The organism is Desulforamulus ruminis DSM 2154 (assembly GCF_000215085.1).
Classification (GTDB): Bacteria; Bacillota; Desulfotomaculia; order Desulfotomaculales; family Desulfotomaculaceae; genus Desulfotomaculum; species Desulfotomaculum ruminis.
Genome location: NC_015589.1, coordinates 814,151 through 830,777, shown reverse-complemented (window position 1 = coordinate 830,777; position 16,627 = coordinate 814,151). Strand labels below are relative to the sequence as shown.

Annotated in this window: 15 protein-coding genes; 6 read left to right on the top strand and 9 right to left on the bottom strand. The window is 41.8% G+C overall.

The window, feature by feature from the left end; all coding sequences use genetic code 11:
- Positions 1-25: 25 nt before the first annotated feature.
- A complete protein-coding gene (locus DESRU_RS21430; protein WP_013840861.1) occupies positions 26-1,363 on the bottom strand; it encodes a flagellin N-terminal helical domain-containing protein in 1,338 nt (445 codons plus the stop codon).
- 208 nt (positions 1,364-1,571) lie between these two features.
- The gene (locus DESRU_RS04130) at positions 1,572-1,967 is read right to left on the bottom strand and encodes a pyridoxamine 5'-phosphate oxidase family protein (RefSeq protein WP_013840860.1); all 396 of its coding nucleotides are present in this window, start codon (positions 1,965-1,967) and stop codon (positions 1,572-1,574) included.
- Positions 1,968-2,079: 112 nt separating this feature from the next.
- Between DESRU_RS04130 and DESRU_RS04125 the strand changes: the two genes are divergently transcribed.
- The 4 genes from DESRU_RS04125 (at position 2,080) to DESRU_RS04110 (ending at position 4,511) form a co-directional block, all read left to right on the top strand.
- The gene (locus DESRU_RS04125; RefSeq protein ID WP_013840859.1) at positions 2,080-2,436 is read left to right on the top strand and encodes a winged helix-turn-helix transcriptional regulator; all 357 of its coding nucleotides are present in this window, start codon (positions 2,080-2,082) and stop codon (positions 2,434-2,436) included.
- A 332-nt stretch (positions 2,437-2,768) separates the two neighbouring features.
- Entirely contained in the window at positions 2,769-3,107 is a 339-nt protein-coding gene (locus DESRU_RS04120) for a PadR family transcriptional regulator (RefSeq protein WP_013840858.1), read from the top strand.
- Positions 3,100-3,438 carry a permease prefix domain 1-containing protein gene (locus DESRU_RS04115; RefSeq protein WP_041275291.1) on the top strand — a complete coding sequence of 113 codons (339 nt, stop codon included), beginning with the start codon at positions 3,100-3,102 and terminating at the stop codon, positions 3,436-3,438. The genes DESRU_RS04120 and DESRU_RS04115 overlap by 8 nt, the downstream gene beginning before the upstream one ends.
- Positions 3,438-4,511: an FtsW/RodA/SpoVE family cell cycle protein gene (locus DESRU_RS04110; protein WP_187290612.1), complete on the top strand. Its 1,074-nt coding sequence runs from the start codon at positions 3,438-3,440 to the stop codon at positions 4,509-4,511. Before DESRU_RS04115 ends, DESRU_RS04110 begins: the two co-directional genes overlap by 1 nt.
- A gap of 414 nt (positions 4,512-4,925) precedes the next feature.
- Here the strand turns inward: DESRU_RS04110 and DESRU_RS04105 are convergent, their stop codons facing one another.
- The 3 genes from DESRU_RS04105 to DESRU_RS04095 form a co-directional block, all read right to left on the bottom strand.
- Entirely contained in the window at positions 4,926-5,897 is a 972-nt protein-coding gene (locus DESRU_RS04105; protein WP_207635960.1) for an SLAC1 anion channel family protein, read from the bottom strand.
- Between the two features lie 55 nt (positions 5,898-5,952).
- Entirely contained in the window at positions 5,953-6,243 is a 291-nt protein-coding gene (locus DESRU_RS04100) for a hypothetical protein (protein WP_013840856.1), read from the bottom strand.
- 119 nt (positions 6,244-6,362) lie between these two features.
- Positions 6,363-6,746: a winged helix-turn-helix transcriptional regulator gene (locus DESRU_RS04095; RefSeq protein WP_013840855.1), complete on the bottom strand. Its 384-nt coding sequence runs from the start codon at positions 6,744-6,746 to the stop codon at positions 6,363-6,365.
- A 462-nt stretch (positions 6,747-7,208) separates the two neighbouring features.
- Here DESRU_RS04095 and DESRU_RS21075 point away from each other — a divergent pair, with 462 nt between their 5' ends.
- Both DESRU_RS21075 and DESRU_RS21070 read left to right on the top strand, forming a co-directional pair.
- On the top strand, positions 7,209-7,892 hold the full coding sequence (locus tag DESRU_RS21075; RefSeq protein ID WP_013840627.1) for a helix-turn-helix domain-containing protein: 684 nt from the start codon (positions 7,209-7,211) through the stop codon (positions 7,890-7,892).
- 5 nt (positions 7,893-7,897) lie between these two features.
- Positions 7,898-8,770 (top strand): IS3 family transposase, encoded by an 873-nt coding sequence (locus DESRU_RS21070; RefSeq protein WP_207635974.1) that lies wholly within the window; start codon positions 7,898-7,900, stop codon positions 8,768-8,770.
- A gap of 151 nt (positions 8,771-8,921) precedes the next feature.
- Here DESRU_RS21070 and DESRU_RS04080 read toward each other — a convergent pair whose 3' ends face one another.
- The 4 genes from DESRU_RS04080 to DESRU_RS04065 all read right to left on the bottom strand — a co-directional run bounded on the left by DESRU_RS04080 (position 8,922) and on the right by DESRU_RS04065 (position 16,248).
- The gene (locus tag DESRU_RS04080; protein ID WP_013840853.1) at positions 8,922-9,431 is read right to left on the bottom strand and encodes a Gx transporter family protein; all 510 of its coding nucleotides are present in this window, start codon (positions 9,429-9,431) and stop codon (positions 8,922-8,924) included.
- A gap of 26 nt (positions 9,432-9,457) precedes the next feature.
- Positions 9,458-9,838, bottom strand: coding sequence for a NusG domain II-containing protein (locus DESRU_RS04075; protein WP_013840852.1), 381 nt, complete (start codon positions 9,836-9,838; stop codon positions 9,458-9,460).
- A 21-nt stretch (positions 9,839-9,859) separates the two neighbouring features.
- A complete protein-coding gene (locus DESRU_RS04070; protein ID WP_207635959.1) occupies positions 9,860-10,879 on the bottom strand; it encodes an FAD:protein FMN transferase in 1,020 nt (339 codons plus the stop codon).
- A gap of 158 nt (positions 10,880-11,037) precedes the next feature.
- Positions 11,038-16,248, bottom strand: a complete 5,211-nt coding sequence (locus DESRU_RS04065; protein ID WP_013840850.1) for an S-layer homology domain-containing protein — start codon at positions 16,246-16,248, stop codon at positions 11,038-11,040.
- Positions 16,249-16,627: the final 379 nt, after the last annotated feature.

Sequence of the window (16,627 nt, the reverse complement as noted above, 5' to 3'; positions counted from 1 at the left end):
ATCCCTGTAGAAAAAATCGTATCGATTATGATTTAAGTAAATTTAGTATACGATCTTGTGATTGATTGGCTTGTTGTAATAACGCTTGAGAAGCCTCAAGAAGAATGCTCTCTTTTAAGAATCCCATCATTTCTTTTGCCATATCTGCATCCCGGACTCTAGATTCAGCCGAAGTTAGATTTTCACTACTATTTGCTACATTTCTCAAAATATGTTCTAATGCATTTTGATAGGCACCAAATTTAGAACGTTCAGCTAAGATTGTATCGATTGCCTGATCAATCATTGAAATTGCCTGTTCTGCATTAGACTGATTTGTAACATCAATATTATTTATGCCGATTTGTGAGGTTTTAGCATTCGGCAAGGCAATTTTAAATATATCCTGGGAATTGGGCCCGACTTGCAAAATTGTATCCATTATGTTTATCTCTGACGGTGTTGTTTGTAATTCATGATATGTAAAATCCACCGTATATCCCGCAACGGCCCACCAGCAGCCGGACATTAGCCTACTGCCGTCCGGGCCTGCGGGCATCTGATTAAAATATATCTCTGTATCGGCGGTTAAAACGATAACATCCATTCCATAAAGGCGAATTTGTATGTTATTATCATTTATAAAATTTTTGTGTAAAGTAATATCCGGATCTCCACTGGTGTCATTCTTGATACTATTAAATGTCGCTACTAAATTTTCCAAGGTGGATTGGGTATCTGTCCCCAGCGGGCTATAGATATAATTGGGTTTAACCGGAGGATTTGAAAACGAAAACATAGCATTTGAATGGGTATTGGCTGGAGAGGCTTCCAAGCCAAATGCCAGGGTGCTGGATAGATTCTGAGTATAGTCTAATATATAAACTCCAATAACCCCGATTGCTGGGGTAATCACCTCGGTTTTGGCAACTACGGTTGTTTCACCGGGAGTAATTTGTACATTGGGTCCATTCAGCAGTTTTTTCCCATTAAACTCGGTATTGTCTGCAACGGCCTCGATCTCATCAATAATTTGACTGATTTCCCTTTGAATCATTTGCCTCTCTTGATCCGTTACTGTTCCATTGGATGCCTGGACGGCTAATTCCCTCATTCTCTGTAAATTGGAATTTTCTATTTCAGCTAATGCACCTTCTACGGTTTGGATAAGAGATATGCCATCTTGTATATTTCTTTGAGCTTGGTATAAGCCTCTAATTTGAGCTCTCATTTTTTCTGAAATGGCCAAACCAGCCGCATCGTCACAGGCTTGATTAATTCTTAAACCTGAACTTAATTTCTCCGCAGCTTTAGAAAGGAACATATTTGCTTTATTAAAATGATTGTAGGTATTTAAAGCACTTAAATTATGCTGAATGATCATTTTGCTATTCCTATCCCGCTGTTTTTGCCAATTTTAATTGGAATAGAAAAAGTTTATCACATTTAGGATATTGTAGCTACGATTAAATAATCCCTTAAAAAGATTTGTCCCAATTCCATTCTACCGCTCTCCTTTATATCTCTAAAAAAGAAAAACACCGAAAGAAGAAGAATTCCTGCCTTTCAGTGCTTAGCTTTTAGAAGCATCTCTAAAATTGAATAGTTCTGAATCCACCATTAAAATCTCTAAAGGTTGCTTCTGCGTTTTCAATATAAAAAATTTCAAAGATGGAATCATCAACACTGTACATTTTACTAAGGGCTGGGGCCGCCTCCAAGGCAGCTTGCTTGGACTGCTTACTGGTGTTAAAAACCACTTTACCCTTTAATCGTAACCATTCGCCTGTTTTTGAGGTTGTACTTATTTCAACATTCGGATTTGCTTTGAGTTGCTTGTATACATCTTTCTGATTGTTGGTACAAAAGCATAGTTTGCCTTCATACTCCATAACAAATCCGAAAGGACGCACCTTTGGAACATCTCCGTCAACCGTAGCAATATAAAAAACCGGATTATCTGTCAGAAATTTAAGAACCTCATTCACAACTTTTCTCTCCTTTACTTTATTATGATATGATTATATGATAAAAAAATAAAATATCAAGTATGCATTTTTTTCTTATCTAGTAAGAAATTCATGACTATTGGAGGATGCTATGAAGAAAAAAGTAAATATTAATGACGAAATGAACAAATGCCCCGTTACCTATGCTTTAAATCTCATTGGCGGAAAATGGCACTTTCCGATTATATGGGTGTTAAGTCAAAACTCCGTGCTGCGGTACAATGAAATAAAAAGAAAAGTCTGCGGTATAACCAATATGATGCTCTCTCAATCCTTAAAAGAATTGGAAGGCAATGGATTAATCGCCCGCATTCAATATATGGAGATACCTCCACGTGTGGAATATCATTTAACCGAATCAGGCAAAACTCTGCTCCCGGCATTGGCCGAACTTGCTAAGTGGGGTACAGCACAGATGGAAAAGGCGAAAGATCATGAGCAACTGTAAGTCATGGCTATTCAGGCGCTGATTACGTACACATTGACACCCGAAAAATAGCCTCGACCTTTGTACAAATATAGGGTTGAGGCTATTTTAAATTCCTTGCACCCAAAATATTGGGATAAAATGATTGACAGATATAATAAGGCATTGCCCTTCCCTTAGAAGACGGGTGATTCTTATATTTCTTCTACATTTTTTACTTACCTATATAAAAATAAATAAATGATGACAGTAGTTCCCGTTATATAGGATATATTGACAAACAGAATTTTCCTAAATATAATATAATACATAGAATTTCTACTTATAGAGATTTACTATGCATGGAGGTTAACGTGAAAATTAATAAGGAACTTATGAAGGGCAGTACATCTATTCTCATTCTTTCTCTTTTAGATAGAAAAGACATGTATGGGTATCAAATAACACATGAGCTTAAAAAGTTATCGAAAAATGTTTTTGAGCTTAAAGAAGGAACCCTTTATCCTATGCTTCACAGCTTAGAAAATGAAAAAGCCATTGAATCTTATTGGTTTGATGCCGATAATGGAAAACGCAGAAAATATTATACAATTACAAAAGCCGGAAAAAAACTGTTGGAGGATAAAAAATCTGAGTGGCAAACTTACACCGAAGCGGTTAATTCTGTAATTGGGGGGATTTGCTTTGAATAAAAAAATAAAAGAATTTCTAGATGATGTTTGTATTCATATAAAGTGTAAAACGGTACATAAAGATATTCGAGAAGAGCTTGGCGAACATATAAACCAATTAAAGGAAGAAAATATAGCTAATGGGTACGATGAAGAAAAAGCGCTTGATTTAGCAATCTCTGCTATGGGAAGCACTGATGAAATAGGTATAAAGCTAAATCGTCAGCATAAGCCCCAAACGGAATGGTCCCTTTTAATTCTAACAGCGATTATTACCATAATCGGTGGAATCGTTATGTTTTCAAGCAGTAAATTTGTGATGTTCGGGCAATCGACTTTTCTAAGTATATAGTGTTTGTAATTATTGGTATTAGTGTTACGACTGCCTTATATTATTTTGATTATACTCGGTTAAAAAACATATCAACGCCTATTTATATCTCCGGGATTTTATTGCTTGTGACAACAATGTTAACAGGAATAGAAGTAAACGGCGTTAAAGGTGGTTTTCAAATCGGTAATTATCACACTTCATCGCCGGAACTTGCAAGTTTATTGTTTTTAATTGGGTTTGTAGGTTTTTTAGAAAAATACCGCGGGAAAGGTGCTATCGGAATTTTAAAATTAATTATTCAAAGTAGCTTTTCGGTATTTTTACTTATAATGATGCCAAGTGTCTCTACTGCCTTTGTAATGACAATAGCATATGGAGTTGTATTTATAACTGCTATCATGAGAAATCATTTTGGCGAAAACAAGAAAATCCAGTTAATATCATTGTGTGCAGGTGGTGTTGTCCCTGCTGCATTATTTGCATATAGTATCATAGCAAATCCATATAAGTTAAATCGCTTTGCGTTATATTTTTCCAGGGGGAAAGAAGATCCCTCGGGAGTAGGTTATTTACAATACATGGCAAAAACATGGCTTTCCATTTCAAACTGGTTTGGCAAAACCAAGGCTACATACCAGGGCCAGGGTTTGGACATGACGATGCCCAATGTCACAGGCCAATATGTGCTTATCAATGTAATAGCAACGCTTGGCTGGGCGGCTGGAATTATACTGATCTTACTTATTGGTATTTTTATAGTCAGAATGATTATGACCATAAATAAAATAAAAAATTGTTATGGTTTTTATTTATCTCTATCTGTTTGTACCATATTATCAGCACAATTTTTAATAAATATCTTAATGAATTTCAATTTGTTCCCCTTGATGAGTTTCAATATGCCCTTTGTATCTTACGGTGGTACAGGGTATGTTATAAGTATGGCACTCGTAGGAATCATTCTCTCTGTTTGGCGGAGAAATAATCTCATATTATATAAGAATGATATTTTAACCACATCGCCACAGAAAAGCATGGTAATTTTTTCAGACGGCAAGCTTACAATAGACCTAATGGCTTGGAAACAGTAATAAAAAGAACTATATAACAAAATTTAATAAGTGTTGTAAAAATTGTTTAATGATTTTTTCTATCATACCAGTTTGTTATATAAATATTTAAATACCGTAGTCTTTTACAGTGGTCCCGAGACATTGACCCGCATGGCCTCATCGTTGATAAGGACTCCTTTCAAGGCTTTCAAGGCTGCATGAGTGTTTTGGCATTCCCTTTTGGTGAAGAAGAACAGAACGAATTGTATAAACACTTATAGATTACGTGCTGTATCTAAAGCAGATGGAGATGAAATTCAAAAAATCAAAATACCTGCCACCACCAAAAAATAATAGCAGGTATATAGAGATAGGTAGATACCGGCATAAAACAAGCCCCTTCGCTTATGTAGCCTTAGTCGAGGGGGCTGCGCCATGCGTCAGATACGATTTTTACTCCTCGTACAACTGTTTTGAGAAAATTGCTCCAACAGTCTTAGCAGCTACTAATGCCACGACAACAGATGACAACACTAACAGCCCTGTAGACACCCATACCATAAAGAAGGAAGGCAAGAAATTGGCTGCTATAGTAAATGCTATAGTCACGGCACATAGAGGGAAGGTGTAAGCCCACCATGAGACAACGAAGCGGAGTTGAAAAAACTGCCTGGCCAAGGATAAAAGTAACAACACTAAAAAAAGTGCTAAGTAAAGCATTATTCTTGCAAACATATCAAAACTACCGGTTAGTTTAACGTAGGAACAAAACCCCACAGCAGGGGGAGCCATCAGGATAGCCAGAGTGGGGACGAGCTTCTTTACCAACTGATCATGAAATACTAACCGGTAGAATACAATCTGGAACATTACCAACCAGAAGAACAACCCTATACTGAAAAAGAACCAGGATATTTCTTTGTCAAAGAATTCGACTCCAACGATCGGAACCAAAATATTCCCCACTATCGGGATAAACCAAGTCGGGTTCGCATTGGTAATATCATATTTTTGGGTAATCCATCGAGACATCAGGATTAAAGAGAGCATCAAATGCAGAGAACTGCCGACTAGCCAAAGTGCTCTGGAGAAAATCTGATTTATATCGAAGCTACCAATTGCGAGAAGAAGGAGGCTGATTGAAATAACTGGGAAAAAATTTGCTGTTACTGGATGATTAAATTCTGCTAACACCGCATGCTTGTGCGTCAGAATCTTGGATATATACACTATCAATAGGCTAAAAAACAGGAGGAACGCTATTGTGAGCAAAACCATCCCGATATTTTGTGCCAGGGGGAAAAAATGTGCATAGTTCTGATAGGCTATAGATAAACCGGTAATACCCATGACACTTACAAATAGACTGACGGGAAAGTTGCGTAGCCATTGTTTCTCCATAATTTCTTCCTTTCTAAAAAGCAAGAGGCCTGAAATGCCAACGCACTTCGGACCTCTAATTCATATTGAGATAGCTGGCTCAAACAACGCTATAAATTTTAACATCCGGATCTGCACTCCACAGAGGTTGCAGGCCAACAAAAACATCTTTCTTAAACATCTCGCTGCCCAGATAAGCTTTTGCATTCTCAACGCTGTCAAAGCCATGTAACACCTGGACGTCCTCGTCACGGATAAGCAGTTCTTTGGAAACAGCCCCTTTGATTTGAGACAGGAAAGGTCCGCGGTAATCGTTATACACTTTAGCTGCTGCCGGGCGATTAGCTTCGCTAATAACCATTGTGATTTCAAGATAAACTTTTGCGCTCATGTTTCATACCTCCATTTGCTTTGTTCTTTGGTTTGCTTTAACCATAAACGAAGTATAACAGAGCAACTCGATAGAGCAAATATATTAGTAAATTTATAAGTAACTATTAAATTTCATAGTTATTTATGCAGTTGTGGACAAGTTTTACAGGACGGTAATTTTTTATTCAGGTTCTCTTTGGTATGGGTTCTTGACCATGCACAAATACTCTGCAATATGGGAAGTGAAGATTTCCCTATTTCAGTTAAGGCATATTCTACTCGCGGAGGGATTTCGTTATATTGTCTACGATCAATCATATCATTTTCAATTAACTCTTTTAACATTGCAGCAAGTACCGCATCGGTGATATTGCCAAGCTCTTTTCTTATTTCATTATATCTCATTACAGGCTTAGCTGATAATACGCAAATAATTCTTGATTTCCATTTGCCACCGAAAATTTCAAGACCATATTCAATGGGACACATAATTTCCTTTTCAAGTTTAGGTTCATATTTCACAAATAGTATCCTCCAGATTTTTATTTAAAGCTATTATAATAAAACAGAGTAACTGTTACTCAAAGAATTTTCTCAGGTAACATGTAGTTGATTTTAATATTATAATAGTATTCATGTATAATTCTCTCCATGATATTGTGACATAATTGTATCACAAATAAATATATAATTTTACATAACAAACAAATTCAATAATAGCTCTGATTGATATCTTTACTAGCCACAAAAATGTCGTCCTAATCATCTTTGATCCTGAAATTAAAGGGCTTAGGCAAATCCCTGGGAGAGTGTTTGCATGACTTTAAAAAAGCTGTAAATAGTGATGATGAAGTGGAAAAAATTGAGAGCAAACCAAAAGCAAAGTAATTTTAATAGGGTTAAGGGGCTGTCACAGTTTGATATGCTCCCCATATGGTAGACAGGTTAAATAAAAAAACCGGCTATCATGAGGGGAGCATTTTAATGTCAAAAATAAATCAATACAAAGCAGCAGAGAAACTAGCAATACTACAGGAACTTGAAACAGGTCAGGCTACCTGTGTAGAGATAGCTAAAAAATATGATATTAGTGTGACTACCTTGGTTAAATGGCGACATCGATATGAATTGTACGGATATGAAGGGCTAGAAATAAAAACCCATTTTAATAAATATTCACCAGAACTTAAACTTCAAGCCGTTCAGGATTACCTTTCGGGCGAATACTCACAGTATCAAATTATAGATAAGTATAAAATAGCGAGTCGGACACAACTGGCAAGGTGGATTAACAAGTATAATAATCATAGCAGTTTTAAATCCTACCCATCGGAAGGAGCCAAGGCTATGACTAAAGGGCGCACTACCAGTTGGCAAGAACGGATTGAGATGGTCCTATACTGTCTTTCTCATAACCATGATTACCAAAACACCTCAGAGAAATATCAAGTTTCATACCAGCAGGTTTATCAATGGGTTAAGAAATATGAAGCAGGTGGAGAAGAGGCCTTAAAGGATAGACGGGGACGGAAAAAAGCACCGGAAGAATTAAGTGAGAGCGATCGGCAAAGGCTTGCTATGAAAAAACTAGAATACGAAAACGAGCGACTTAGAGCAGAAAATGCCCTGTTAAAAAAGTTACAGGAACTCGAAAGGAGGAGGTTTTAAGCCAAATCCGGCATCAGAAGATTTATGACGCGATTCAAGCGGTACAAGGAGAAGAGCATTTTAGTCTAGTCTTATTGTGTGAAATGGCGCAGATTTCACGTTCAGGCTATTACAAATGGTTAAAGCGAAAAGTAAGTCCTCGCGAACAAGAAAATCAGCAACTCATGCAAGCGATGCTCCTGCTCTACGAGAAGGTTGAAGGCATTTATGGGTACCGTCAATTAACCATCAATTTAAGACGGGAAACCCATCAGTCGATTAACCCGAAGAGGGTCTATCGCCTCATGAAGCTTGCTGGAATTCAATCCGTCATCCGTAGAAAGAAAAAGAAATACATTCGATCAACTCCTGGGCAGATCGCAGAAAATCTTTTAAACCGCCAGTTCACAGCAGAGGAATCGAATGAAAAGTGGTTGACGGATGTAACTGAATTCAAATACGGAAAGGGTCAAAAAGCATATCTCAGTGCGATTCTCGATTTACATGATAAATCCATCGTATCCTATGTTTTAGGCCATTCGAATAACAACCGTCTTGTTTTCGAGACCCTGGACTTGGCTCTTCAAACGGCACCCGGCAGCACACCCATAATTCACAGTGATCGGGGTTTTCAGTATACCTCCTGGGGCTTCAAGAAACGACTAGAAGCTTATGGCTTAACTCAGAGTATGTCTCGGGTTGGCAAGTGTATTGATAACGGACCGATGGAAGGCTTCTGGGGAACGCTTAAGTGTGAGAAGTATTATCTACATAAATATCAAACCTTTGAAGCTCTTAAGAAGGACATTGATGATTACATCTATTTTTATAATTATGAGAGGTTACAGGCCAAGTTAAACAGCCTTAGTCCGATGGAAGTTCGAACCAAGGCTGCCTAGTTTATTTTTATTTTTTGTCCTGTCTACTTGTCGGGGGGCAGTTCAGTTCACTATGAACTGTAACAGCCCCTCTTAGTTTTGTGACTAATTTTAGAGCCATGACTACTCTCCTAAAAAACAATAACTTTCTCTGGAGTGGAATCAGCCTATATTAGCTATACACTTTGACCTGTCGGGCTTGCAGGGACTTGTAAACCTGCCTGGTTACCACACCCACGGCGTAACCGGTTATAACAGCGGAAATCATTAAGATTGGTAACAAGCTGTAGATCAAGAGTTCATGGGCTAACCAACTGGCCACTAATAATTGGCCTAGATTGTGGCAGATAGCCCCGATAATGCTGATATTAACAATACTGATGTGTTGGCTGAGAGTTCTCCACAACAGCACCATGACCAAGGTGCTAAACAATCCTCCGGTAATGCTGAATAAAAAACTGACCGGATTCCCCCCCACCAGGGTTGCTAAAACACAACGCAGAAGCACCACCAAAAAAGCATCTTTATGCCCTAACATGATAATGGACAGTAAGGTAATTACGTTGGCCAAACCCAGCTTTACACCGGGGTGCGGGGGGATGATGATAGACCTCTCCACGATACTAAGGGCTGCCGCCAGGGAAATAAATAAAGCAATAAGTAAGATACGTTTGGTCTTCATTTTTCATTCCCCCTATGTGATTGACTTTAATAGGAAGTGGCATCTAGATTATTCCCTTGTCCTGTCAGTTTAACCTTCACTTTATTGGGAGCACAAAAGGTGATTTGGTTGGGTTTGCTCAGCCAGCCGGCATGAACACATACTTGGTTCGGGCAGTCCGCTTGCTTCACCCGGGCCTGGCCCGCCTTGATTTCTATTAGATTATAATGTCCCATTTCATTAGTAACCTTGATTTCCTGGTCAGTTGCCGTAGACAAAGGAATTTTTTGATATAACTGACCATCCTTATATATCTCCAAGAACAAAGCTTGCTCTGCTCCCCTATACTGCGGAAGATATAACCCCGCTGTCCCGAGTAAAACCAGACCCAGAAAACCGATTGTTAGGTAGTAATTTAATTTTTTCATTCGTTCACCTGGCGTCATTATTTATGAATTGTCATGAATGACCCGATAACCATCTGCTCCGGTAAATTCCAGTTGCTTAGTGAGTTGATTCGTTATGGTTATTTGTTTGTCCGGGGTGATAAATATGGCTTGGGTATCCTGAACCCCTTGTACGAAATCCATCCCTTGCTTCGGTCCCAAGACAAATAAAATTGTCGATAAAATATCTGCATCGGTGGCCGAAGCACCTATCACTGTGGTTTGCATAACCTCTCTGGCCGGCTTGCCCGTAGCGGGATTCATAATATGGTGATAGCGTACCCCCGCCTCTTGAAAATAACGTTGATAATCCCCCGAGGTCACCACCGCCGCATCTTTAACTGAGACAATGGCCACCAAACCTTGCTGATTGCGTGGATCCTGAATACCCACCCGCCAGGGGGAGCCATCTGCTTTGCTGCCCAGAGCGTAAATATTTCCCCCGGCATTGATCAGGGCATGTTTGATACCCATTTTTTTCAACACCGCAGCCGCCTGATCGGTGGCATAACCCTTCGCCACACTACCTAAATCAATACCCATGCCCCGCTTCGTTAAATAAACGGTTTTTTGTTGTGGCTCAAGGAGTATCTTTTGATAACCCACCAAATCCAGGGTTTGCTTAATTTCAGCATCAGTGGGCACTCTCTGACTACCGCCAAAACCCCAAAGTTCCATAACCGGGCCAACTGACACATCAAAGGCTCCGCCGCTTAGCTGCTCATAATAATGGCAGCGTTCCAAAATAGCAAAGGTATCGTTGCTGACCTTGACAGGTTTTAGGCCTGAATTTTTATTTGCCAGCATCACATCACCCAAGGCAGAACTCCCATTGCCCTGGGGGAAACGACTCGTTAGTATACTAATCCTCTCAAATTCCGCAAAGGCAGCTTCTAACGCGGCTTTTCCCTGCTGCTTGTCCTCACAAAGCACGGTAATCTTAACCAAGGTATCCATCATAAATCTTTCATCTATCACTTCTTGTAAAACACTGGATTGGCCGCAGCCTGGTACAAATATCAAGATGAAAAAACATATTACCAAAGGCCAGCGTATCATCATCACCTCATAAAAAATGGAGCATTTTGCAAAATCATGGCTAAAGCCGCAACTCTTTTTACCTCAAAGGGTTGCGGCTTTAGCTTCTTCATTTAACCATTAGAGTCAAGAAAGTCTTGGCTCTATAGACCATATCTCTCCATAAAGTTGACAGTCATTGCAGCAGCTTCTGCCCTGGTAGCTTGGCCCTGCGGATCAAAGCTTCCATTGTCCCTGCCTCTAATAATGCCTTCGTTGGCCATGGCGGTAACCGCTGTCCTTGCCCAGTCGCTTATGGAAGCCTGGTCAGCAAAGCCCACATTTCCTTCCTCAGACATTTGCAAACCCTTTGCTTTGGCTAAATTATATAGCATAACAGCGATCTGCTCTCTTGTCACAGCTTTGCCTACACCAAATTCTTCAGAACTGATGCCGCTTACGATGCCCGTTTGGTTAGCCCAACCCACAGAGCCTGCATACCAGGAATTTTTTTCAACATCTTTAAAATTAACCGGTTCTACAATCTCCGCATTAGCGAGGTTTCTAAGTACGGCAACAAACATCTCTCTTGTCATGGTACTATCCGGAGCAAAGCTTTGCGGGCCTACACCGGCAAAAAGCTTCCTGTCCACTGCCTTTCCGATAACAGTAGCAGCCCAATGATTATTGACATCCGGGAATAATTTTGCGGCTGCTTCGGCCGGTGAAACAGCCGAACCATTGTTAGTTTCTTTTTTATCCTCTGCAGCCGTATCCTTTTCATCAGTGTTTGAATCTGAGGACGAGCGTCCGGATGAACCTCTCCCTCCTGAACCCGGAGATGATACAATCCTATCCTTAAATATCACGGCTTGCTCCTTTGATGAATAGGCCCAATCACGCAATGTTACATTTGGAGCAATTTTGCTGCCAAACCCATCCAGAACAGCATTGGCTCTGGCCATGAGAGCACTGTCGTTCTTGTTGGCATTGAGCCGGTCTGCCAAATCTTTACTCCTAAGCTCGGATAAAGCTTTGCCTTCCAAAGCTATGACAGTTCCTTTGCCATAATCATTTCCTGCCACAATCCTTCCTACCCCTTTGGCAGGAGAAATAACCGCTTTTCCGCTAACCTGCTTGGCTCCTGTGTTATAATAGCCTTGCTCAATATAACTAATCCCCGTGGTTCTGCCTGTAAAACCTCCGATATCCTCTGTTGTATTTTCTGAGATAAGGCTTACATTAGCAAAATTATTGACAGCCACCCCGGCATTCAAGCCTGCGATGCCGCCTATCGTTACCCTGGCGCCATTTCCTGCGCCGTTTATACTTCCGAAGGCATAGTTGTTGATAACGGCCGCCCGGTTGGGCAAGCCGACCAGCCCTCCGGCATAGCTATAGTTGTCCCTGCTCCTCGCATCGATTGTCACATCGGCATAAGAGTTTGCTATTGTACCGCGGTTAATACCTCCCACCAGACCTCCGCTGTCATTTTGCTTGGCCGTGAAAGTGTTGATTTTTCCCTTAGCATAACAAAAATCAATATATCCTCCGTCTCCAGCATTTTCAGCTACATAACCCGCGAGAAGACCCGCATAGGCTATTTGGTCGTCTTCCATATACTTTAGATAAACAGCAGCATTCTCCAGGCCTAAATTTTTGATTTTTGCCGCTTCAAGATTGGCAAAAAGACCAACGGATTTGCAATATTCCTCCGGAGCTGCAGCGGAGCCTATGGTCATGTGTCTAATGACCTTATTATTTCCGTCAAAGGTACCTCTGAAGCCATAAGCTCCCGAACCTCCCACCGGCAACCAGTTCATTCCCGCCAGGGAAATATCGCTGTCCAGCTTGATGAATTGGCCTTCATAATGCTCATCGGCATTGACAGATGCCGCAAAGGCCCGCAACTGATCGGCTGTCTTAATCAGATACGGCTTGGTCTCTGTTCCGTTCCCACCGGCAAATATAGAGGGGTCGACCTTTCCGTAGCCTGTCTGGTCACGTTTGGCAGCCTTCTGTGCCGCTGTCGCTATGGCGCCTTTTAAGGCCTTGACAATGTCACTGTCATTGTCTTCCACGGCGTAGTTCTGGCTTGCGACGACTGCTTGAATAACATTTGTCCTAACCTCTTCCAGGGCCGCTCCCTCGCCGTGCTCTGTAACGCGGATATCTTCTATCCGGCTTTTTTCAACTTTAATCTCTACATAGATATCTTTTCCGCTGGGGCCTTCCTTCCTGCCGTAGTAGGTTCCGTCCGCCATATCCAGCTTATTAGGCTCAAAATTCGGCGTCATATCCTTATAGGTTGTGGCAACCGGCTCACCCACAGGCAACACAATACCGCCAACCAGTTGCCAAGCCTTGAGCTTCATAAAGTCCGGCAGCCCCATGGCATTCTGCTCTCCTATGTTGGAGCTCACTCCATTGACAATATCCAGAGGAAAGGCATTGTGATTTGCATTTAAAAGATCTGCAAAGGCCTGGCTTTTAAGCTCGGCTGAGCTTTTGGGCAGGATGCCCACATGGTACGTACCGTCATAGGGCTCACCCTCGTCATTTACACCTGCGCTAACCAAAAATCCTACATCTAAAACAGGCTTATTGATTGTGCCGTTGTTGTTCTGGACAGCATCGGAATTATAATAGGATACAAACTGCCTGGCAATTCCCGTGGCCCAACCTGTTATGGAACCCACATATTGCGAAAAGGAATCGGCCTTCATGTTGCCAACGGAATAGCAATTTGCCATTTTCCCCCCATTGACACCGATAAAGGAGGATACAGCGGGTGCCCCTTCATATCCGTTGTCTCTCCTTGCCCTGCCGCCCGCATCACCAAGGGCCAGGCAATTGGCCACCACACTTCTGTTGCTCATACCGATAAAGGCTCCGGATTCAGCCAGCCCTCCTACGGCAGTGCAATAAACTTCAGCGTCCGTCCATGAGTTGATAATACCGCCCCTTACCGTCATTCCTATCAGTCCGCCGGCCCAGGCATTGATTCTTTCTGAGGACTCGGTTTTTAATGGATGGGTGGTTTCACTGTAGACATAGCCTGTTGCATAGCAGCTATCAATATAGCTCTTGTCTGTAACGCCCGCCAGCAGCCCGGCGTAGCAAATTCCTTCCCTTTTGACAGAAACGGTTGCGTTTTCGATGCCAAGATTTTTTACCACACCATTTTCGCCAATTACCCCGAATAAACCATAAAAAGTAGTCATTTTACCGGCGTCGTTTGCGTCGCCAATTGGTTCTTCATAGCTATTGTTTCTGGAGCCGATGGACATGTTCTTGATAGCATGACCCTTGCCGTCAAATACACCGCGGAAATCATAATGTCCCAGTCCTATGGGAGTCCACTGCTCGCTGGAAACATCTATATCTCCAGCCAAAGCAATGTATATGCCTGCATAGGTCATATCGTCTGAAAGGGATTTCGCAAAGTCTCTCAACTGTTGCTCCGTTTTAATGATAAACGGATCCTCTGCTGTTCCCTGCCCGCTTTCAAAGATCGCTGTATTGACGGTATCATCGACAAAAAACCGGTTGGCCAGCACCACCTTGCCGCCGGCGGGCTCCCAGGCATAGAATTTCACAGAGCCTGCCGCACTTTGCAAATCACCCATATTGGGTTTGTTGGCTGCCGCAACGGCTGCTGCCGCAGCAGATAGGGATGCTTTTTTCAACCCATTGTTTAACCCTTCGGCAAAGCCCGGAGAACTCATATCTCCCTGCCCGAGTGCCCGGACATTCTCCTCATAGCCGATAGCAACAGTAGGAGTGGCCGTCATAAATCCTTGAGCATTTTGGTCATTGTAATAGGCATTGATCAGCGCCGTATTGGGTGTGACCATGCCGCTGATGCCGCCTGCCAAATGCTTGGCTTCATCCGCACTTTCAGAAGTAACCTCCCCTAAGGCATACACATTATAAGCAGTTCCTGCATGTGTGCCCAGTATGCCGCCTGCCACACTCAATGACTTACCGTCTGCCCGGGCGGAGACATCTCCCAGAGCAGCAGCGTTAACAATCACACATTTGTTACCCGACACCCCGGCGATGCCGCCCGCATTTGCAATGCTAGTTGCCGAATGGGCAGTGACAGCAACATCTGTATAGCAGTTGGCAACAACGTTTTCTTGTCCTAAAAAGCCAACTACTCCGCCGGCCCGGCTTATCTTATTACTGGCAGAAGCCGCAACCTTTCCGTCAATTCTGCAATTGTTGATGACAACATCAGCCGCTGTGCTGCCTGCAATAGAGCCTACATTACTATCATAGGTTGCTTCAACAACACTGGTTGAAATGTCGACATTGGTAAGCTCAAGATCGGAAATTCTGGCTCCGGTTCCTAACTGTCCAAAAAGACCCGCATACTGCGCCGTTCCGTTCTTTATGGTCAGACCCTGCACCGTCTTGCCTGCTCCGTTGAAGGTGCCGGAAAATCCTGGCCCGGTAACGCCAATGGGTATCCATTCCTGACCGCTAAGATCAATATCGTCGGAAAGTATGATGTACTTGCCTTGATAGTCATTACCATTGTTTACCTCGTTGGCGAATCCTGTTAACTGTTCTGCAGTCTTGACCTCATAAGGATTATCCTTGCTTCCATCCCCACTTTCAAAAACGGTTTTCAAAGCCTTGGCCAGAGCGTTGTTAACCGCCTCCTTAATGCCCTCGCTGCTTAATGTTGCACTACTGACACTGTCTACATCAGTAGAATTTGCATCTTTGATTGTATCCACCAGCGCTAAAGCTTTTTGCCAATAACTTGGGGTTTCTTGTTGTGAAATTACTTCTATTTCGGTAATGGTATTATTCGCTATTGTAACCGCTACAACGATGTCACCATTGCGTCCCTGGCCCGTTCCTTCATATGTCCCGTCTTTATAATCGCCTGCCAGACTCATACTATAAATTTGTACCGGATTTGGAACAACATCCGGTTCGTCGCTGAGAATTTCTTCGTTTGCCTCAGTAGTTATCTCTGAGGGTGGATTCTCAGCCCCATCCTCTTGAACGATACTACCCCGGGACTCTTCATCTCCGTTATTTTCGCTAGTATCTTCGTTTGTCTCAGAAGTTGTCTCTGAACCTGGATCCTCAGCCCCATCCTCCGGAATGATACTACCCTGGGACTCTTCATCCCCGTTATTTTCGATATCTTTATTCTCGCCGTTCACTGCAGGCTCTTCTTCAGGTGTTGGGCTGCTCTGTAGTCCTTCATCATTTTCCTGTAAAACCACAGCGCTTCCTGCCCCTGTTGCAACCTCCCCGGCATAAACAGGCGGGACAGACGAAATGAGCATTACCACCGCCAATATAAGCCCGACAAACCTTCTAAATTCCTTTTTCAGATTTGTAAGTTTCAAAATGTATTATCCTCCTCAATCTTCTTTACAGCCGATTTACCTTCTTTTTACACCTTTTTTACACCTCCAAGCATGATAATGATACCCATTATCATTAATTAGTTATAAAAAATTGGCTTATGCCAAGTCTTTAAACCAGCGGAAGCCTTCGTTTTTTATATTATCATTTTAATGACGAAAATGATAATCATTATTAATATTGCATACATAAATTTAAGTGTCAAGCATTTTTTCCCAGTTTTTTGTCACGGGGACTGTTCTTTTTTGACAAGGACAACAGCATTTACTTTTTATAGAATGATAAGACAATGCCAATATACTCTTCTATATTTCTGCACATAACCACACCTTAAACTTAATTATTGGTTTAATGCCTCAT

What these genes read in the sequence shown, in the direction of transcription:
- DESRU_RS21430 (WP_013840861.1), bottom strand. Translation starts at nt 1,363, where the DNA reads ATGATCATTCAGCATAATTTAAGTGCTTTAAATACCTACAATCATTTT.
- DESRU_RS04125 (WP_013840859.1), top strand. Translation starts at nt 2,080, where the DNA reads ATGAAGAAAAAAGTAAATATTAATGACGAAATGAACAAATGCCCCGTT.
- DESRU_RS04100 (WP_013840856.1), bottom strand. Translation starts at nt 6,243, where the DNA reads ATGAGCGCAAAAGTTTATCTTGAAATCACAATGGTTATTAGCGAAGCT.
- DESRU_RS21075 (WP_013840627.1), top strand. Translation starts at nt 7,209, where the DNA reads ATGTCAAAAATAAATCAATACAAAGCAGCAGAGAAACTAGCAATACTA.
- DESRU_RS04080 (WP_013840853.1), bottom strand. Translation starts at nt 9,431, where the DNA reads ATGAAGACCAAACGTATCTTACTTATTGCTTTATTTATTTCCCTGGCG.
- DESRU_RS04075 (WP_013840852.1), bottom strand. Translation starts at nt 9,838, where the DNA reads ATGAAAAAATTAAATTACTACCTAACAATCGGTTTTCTGGGTCTGGTT.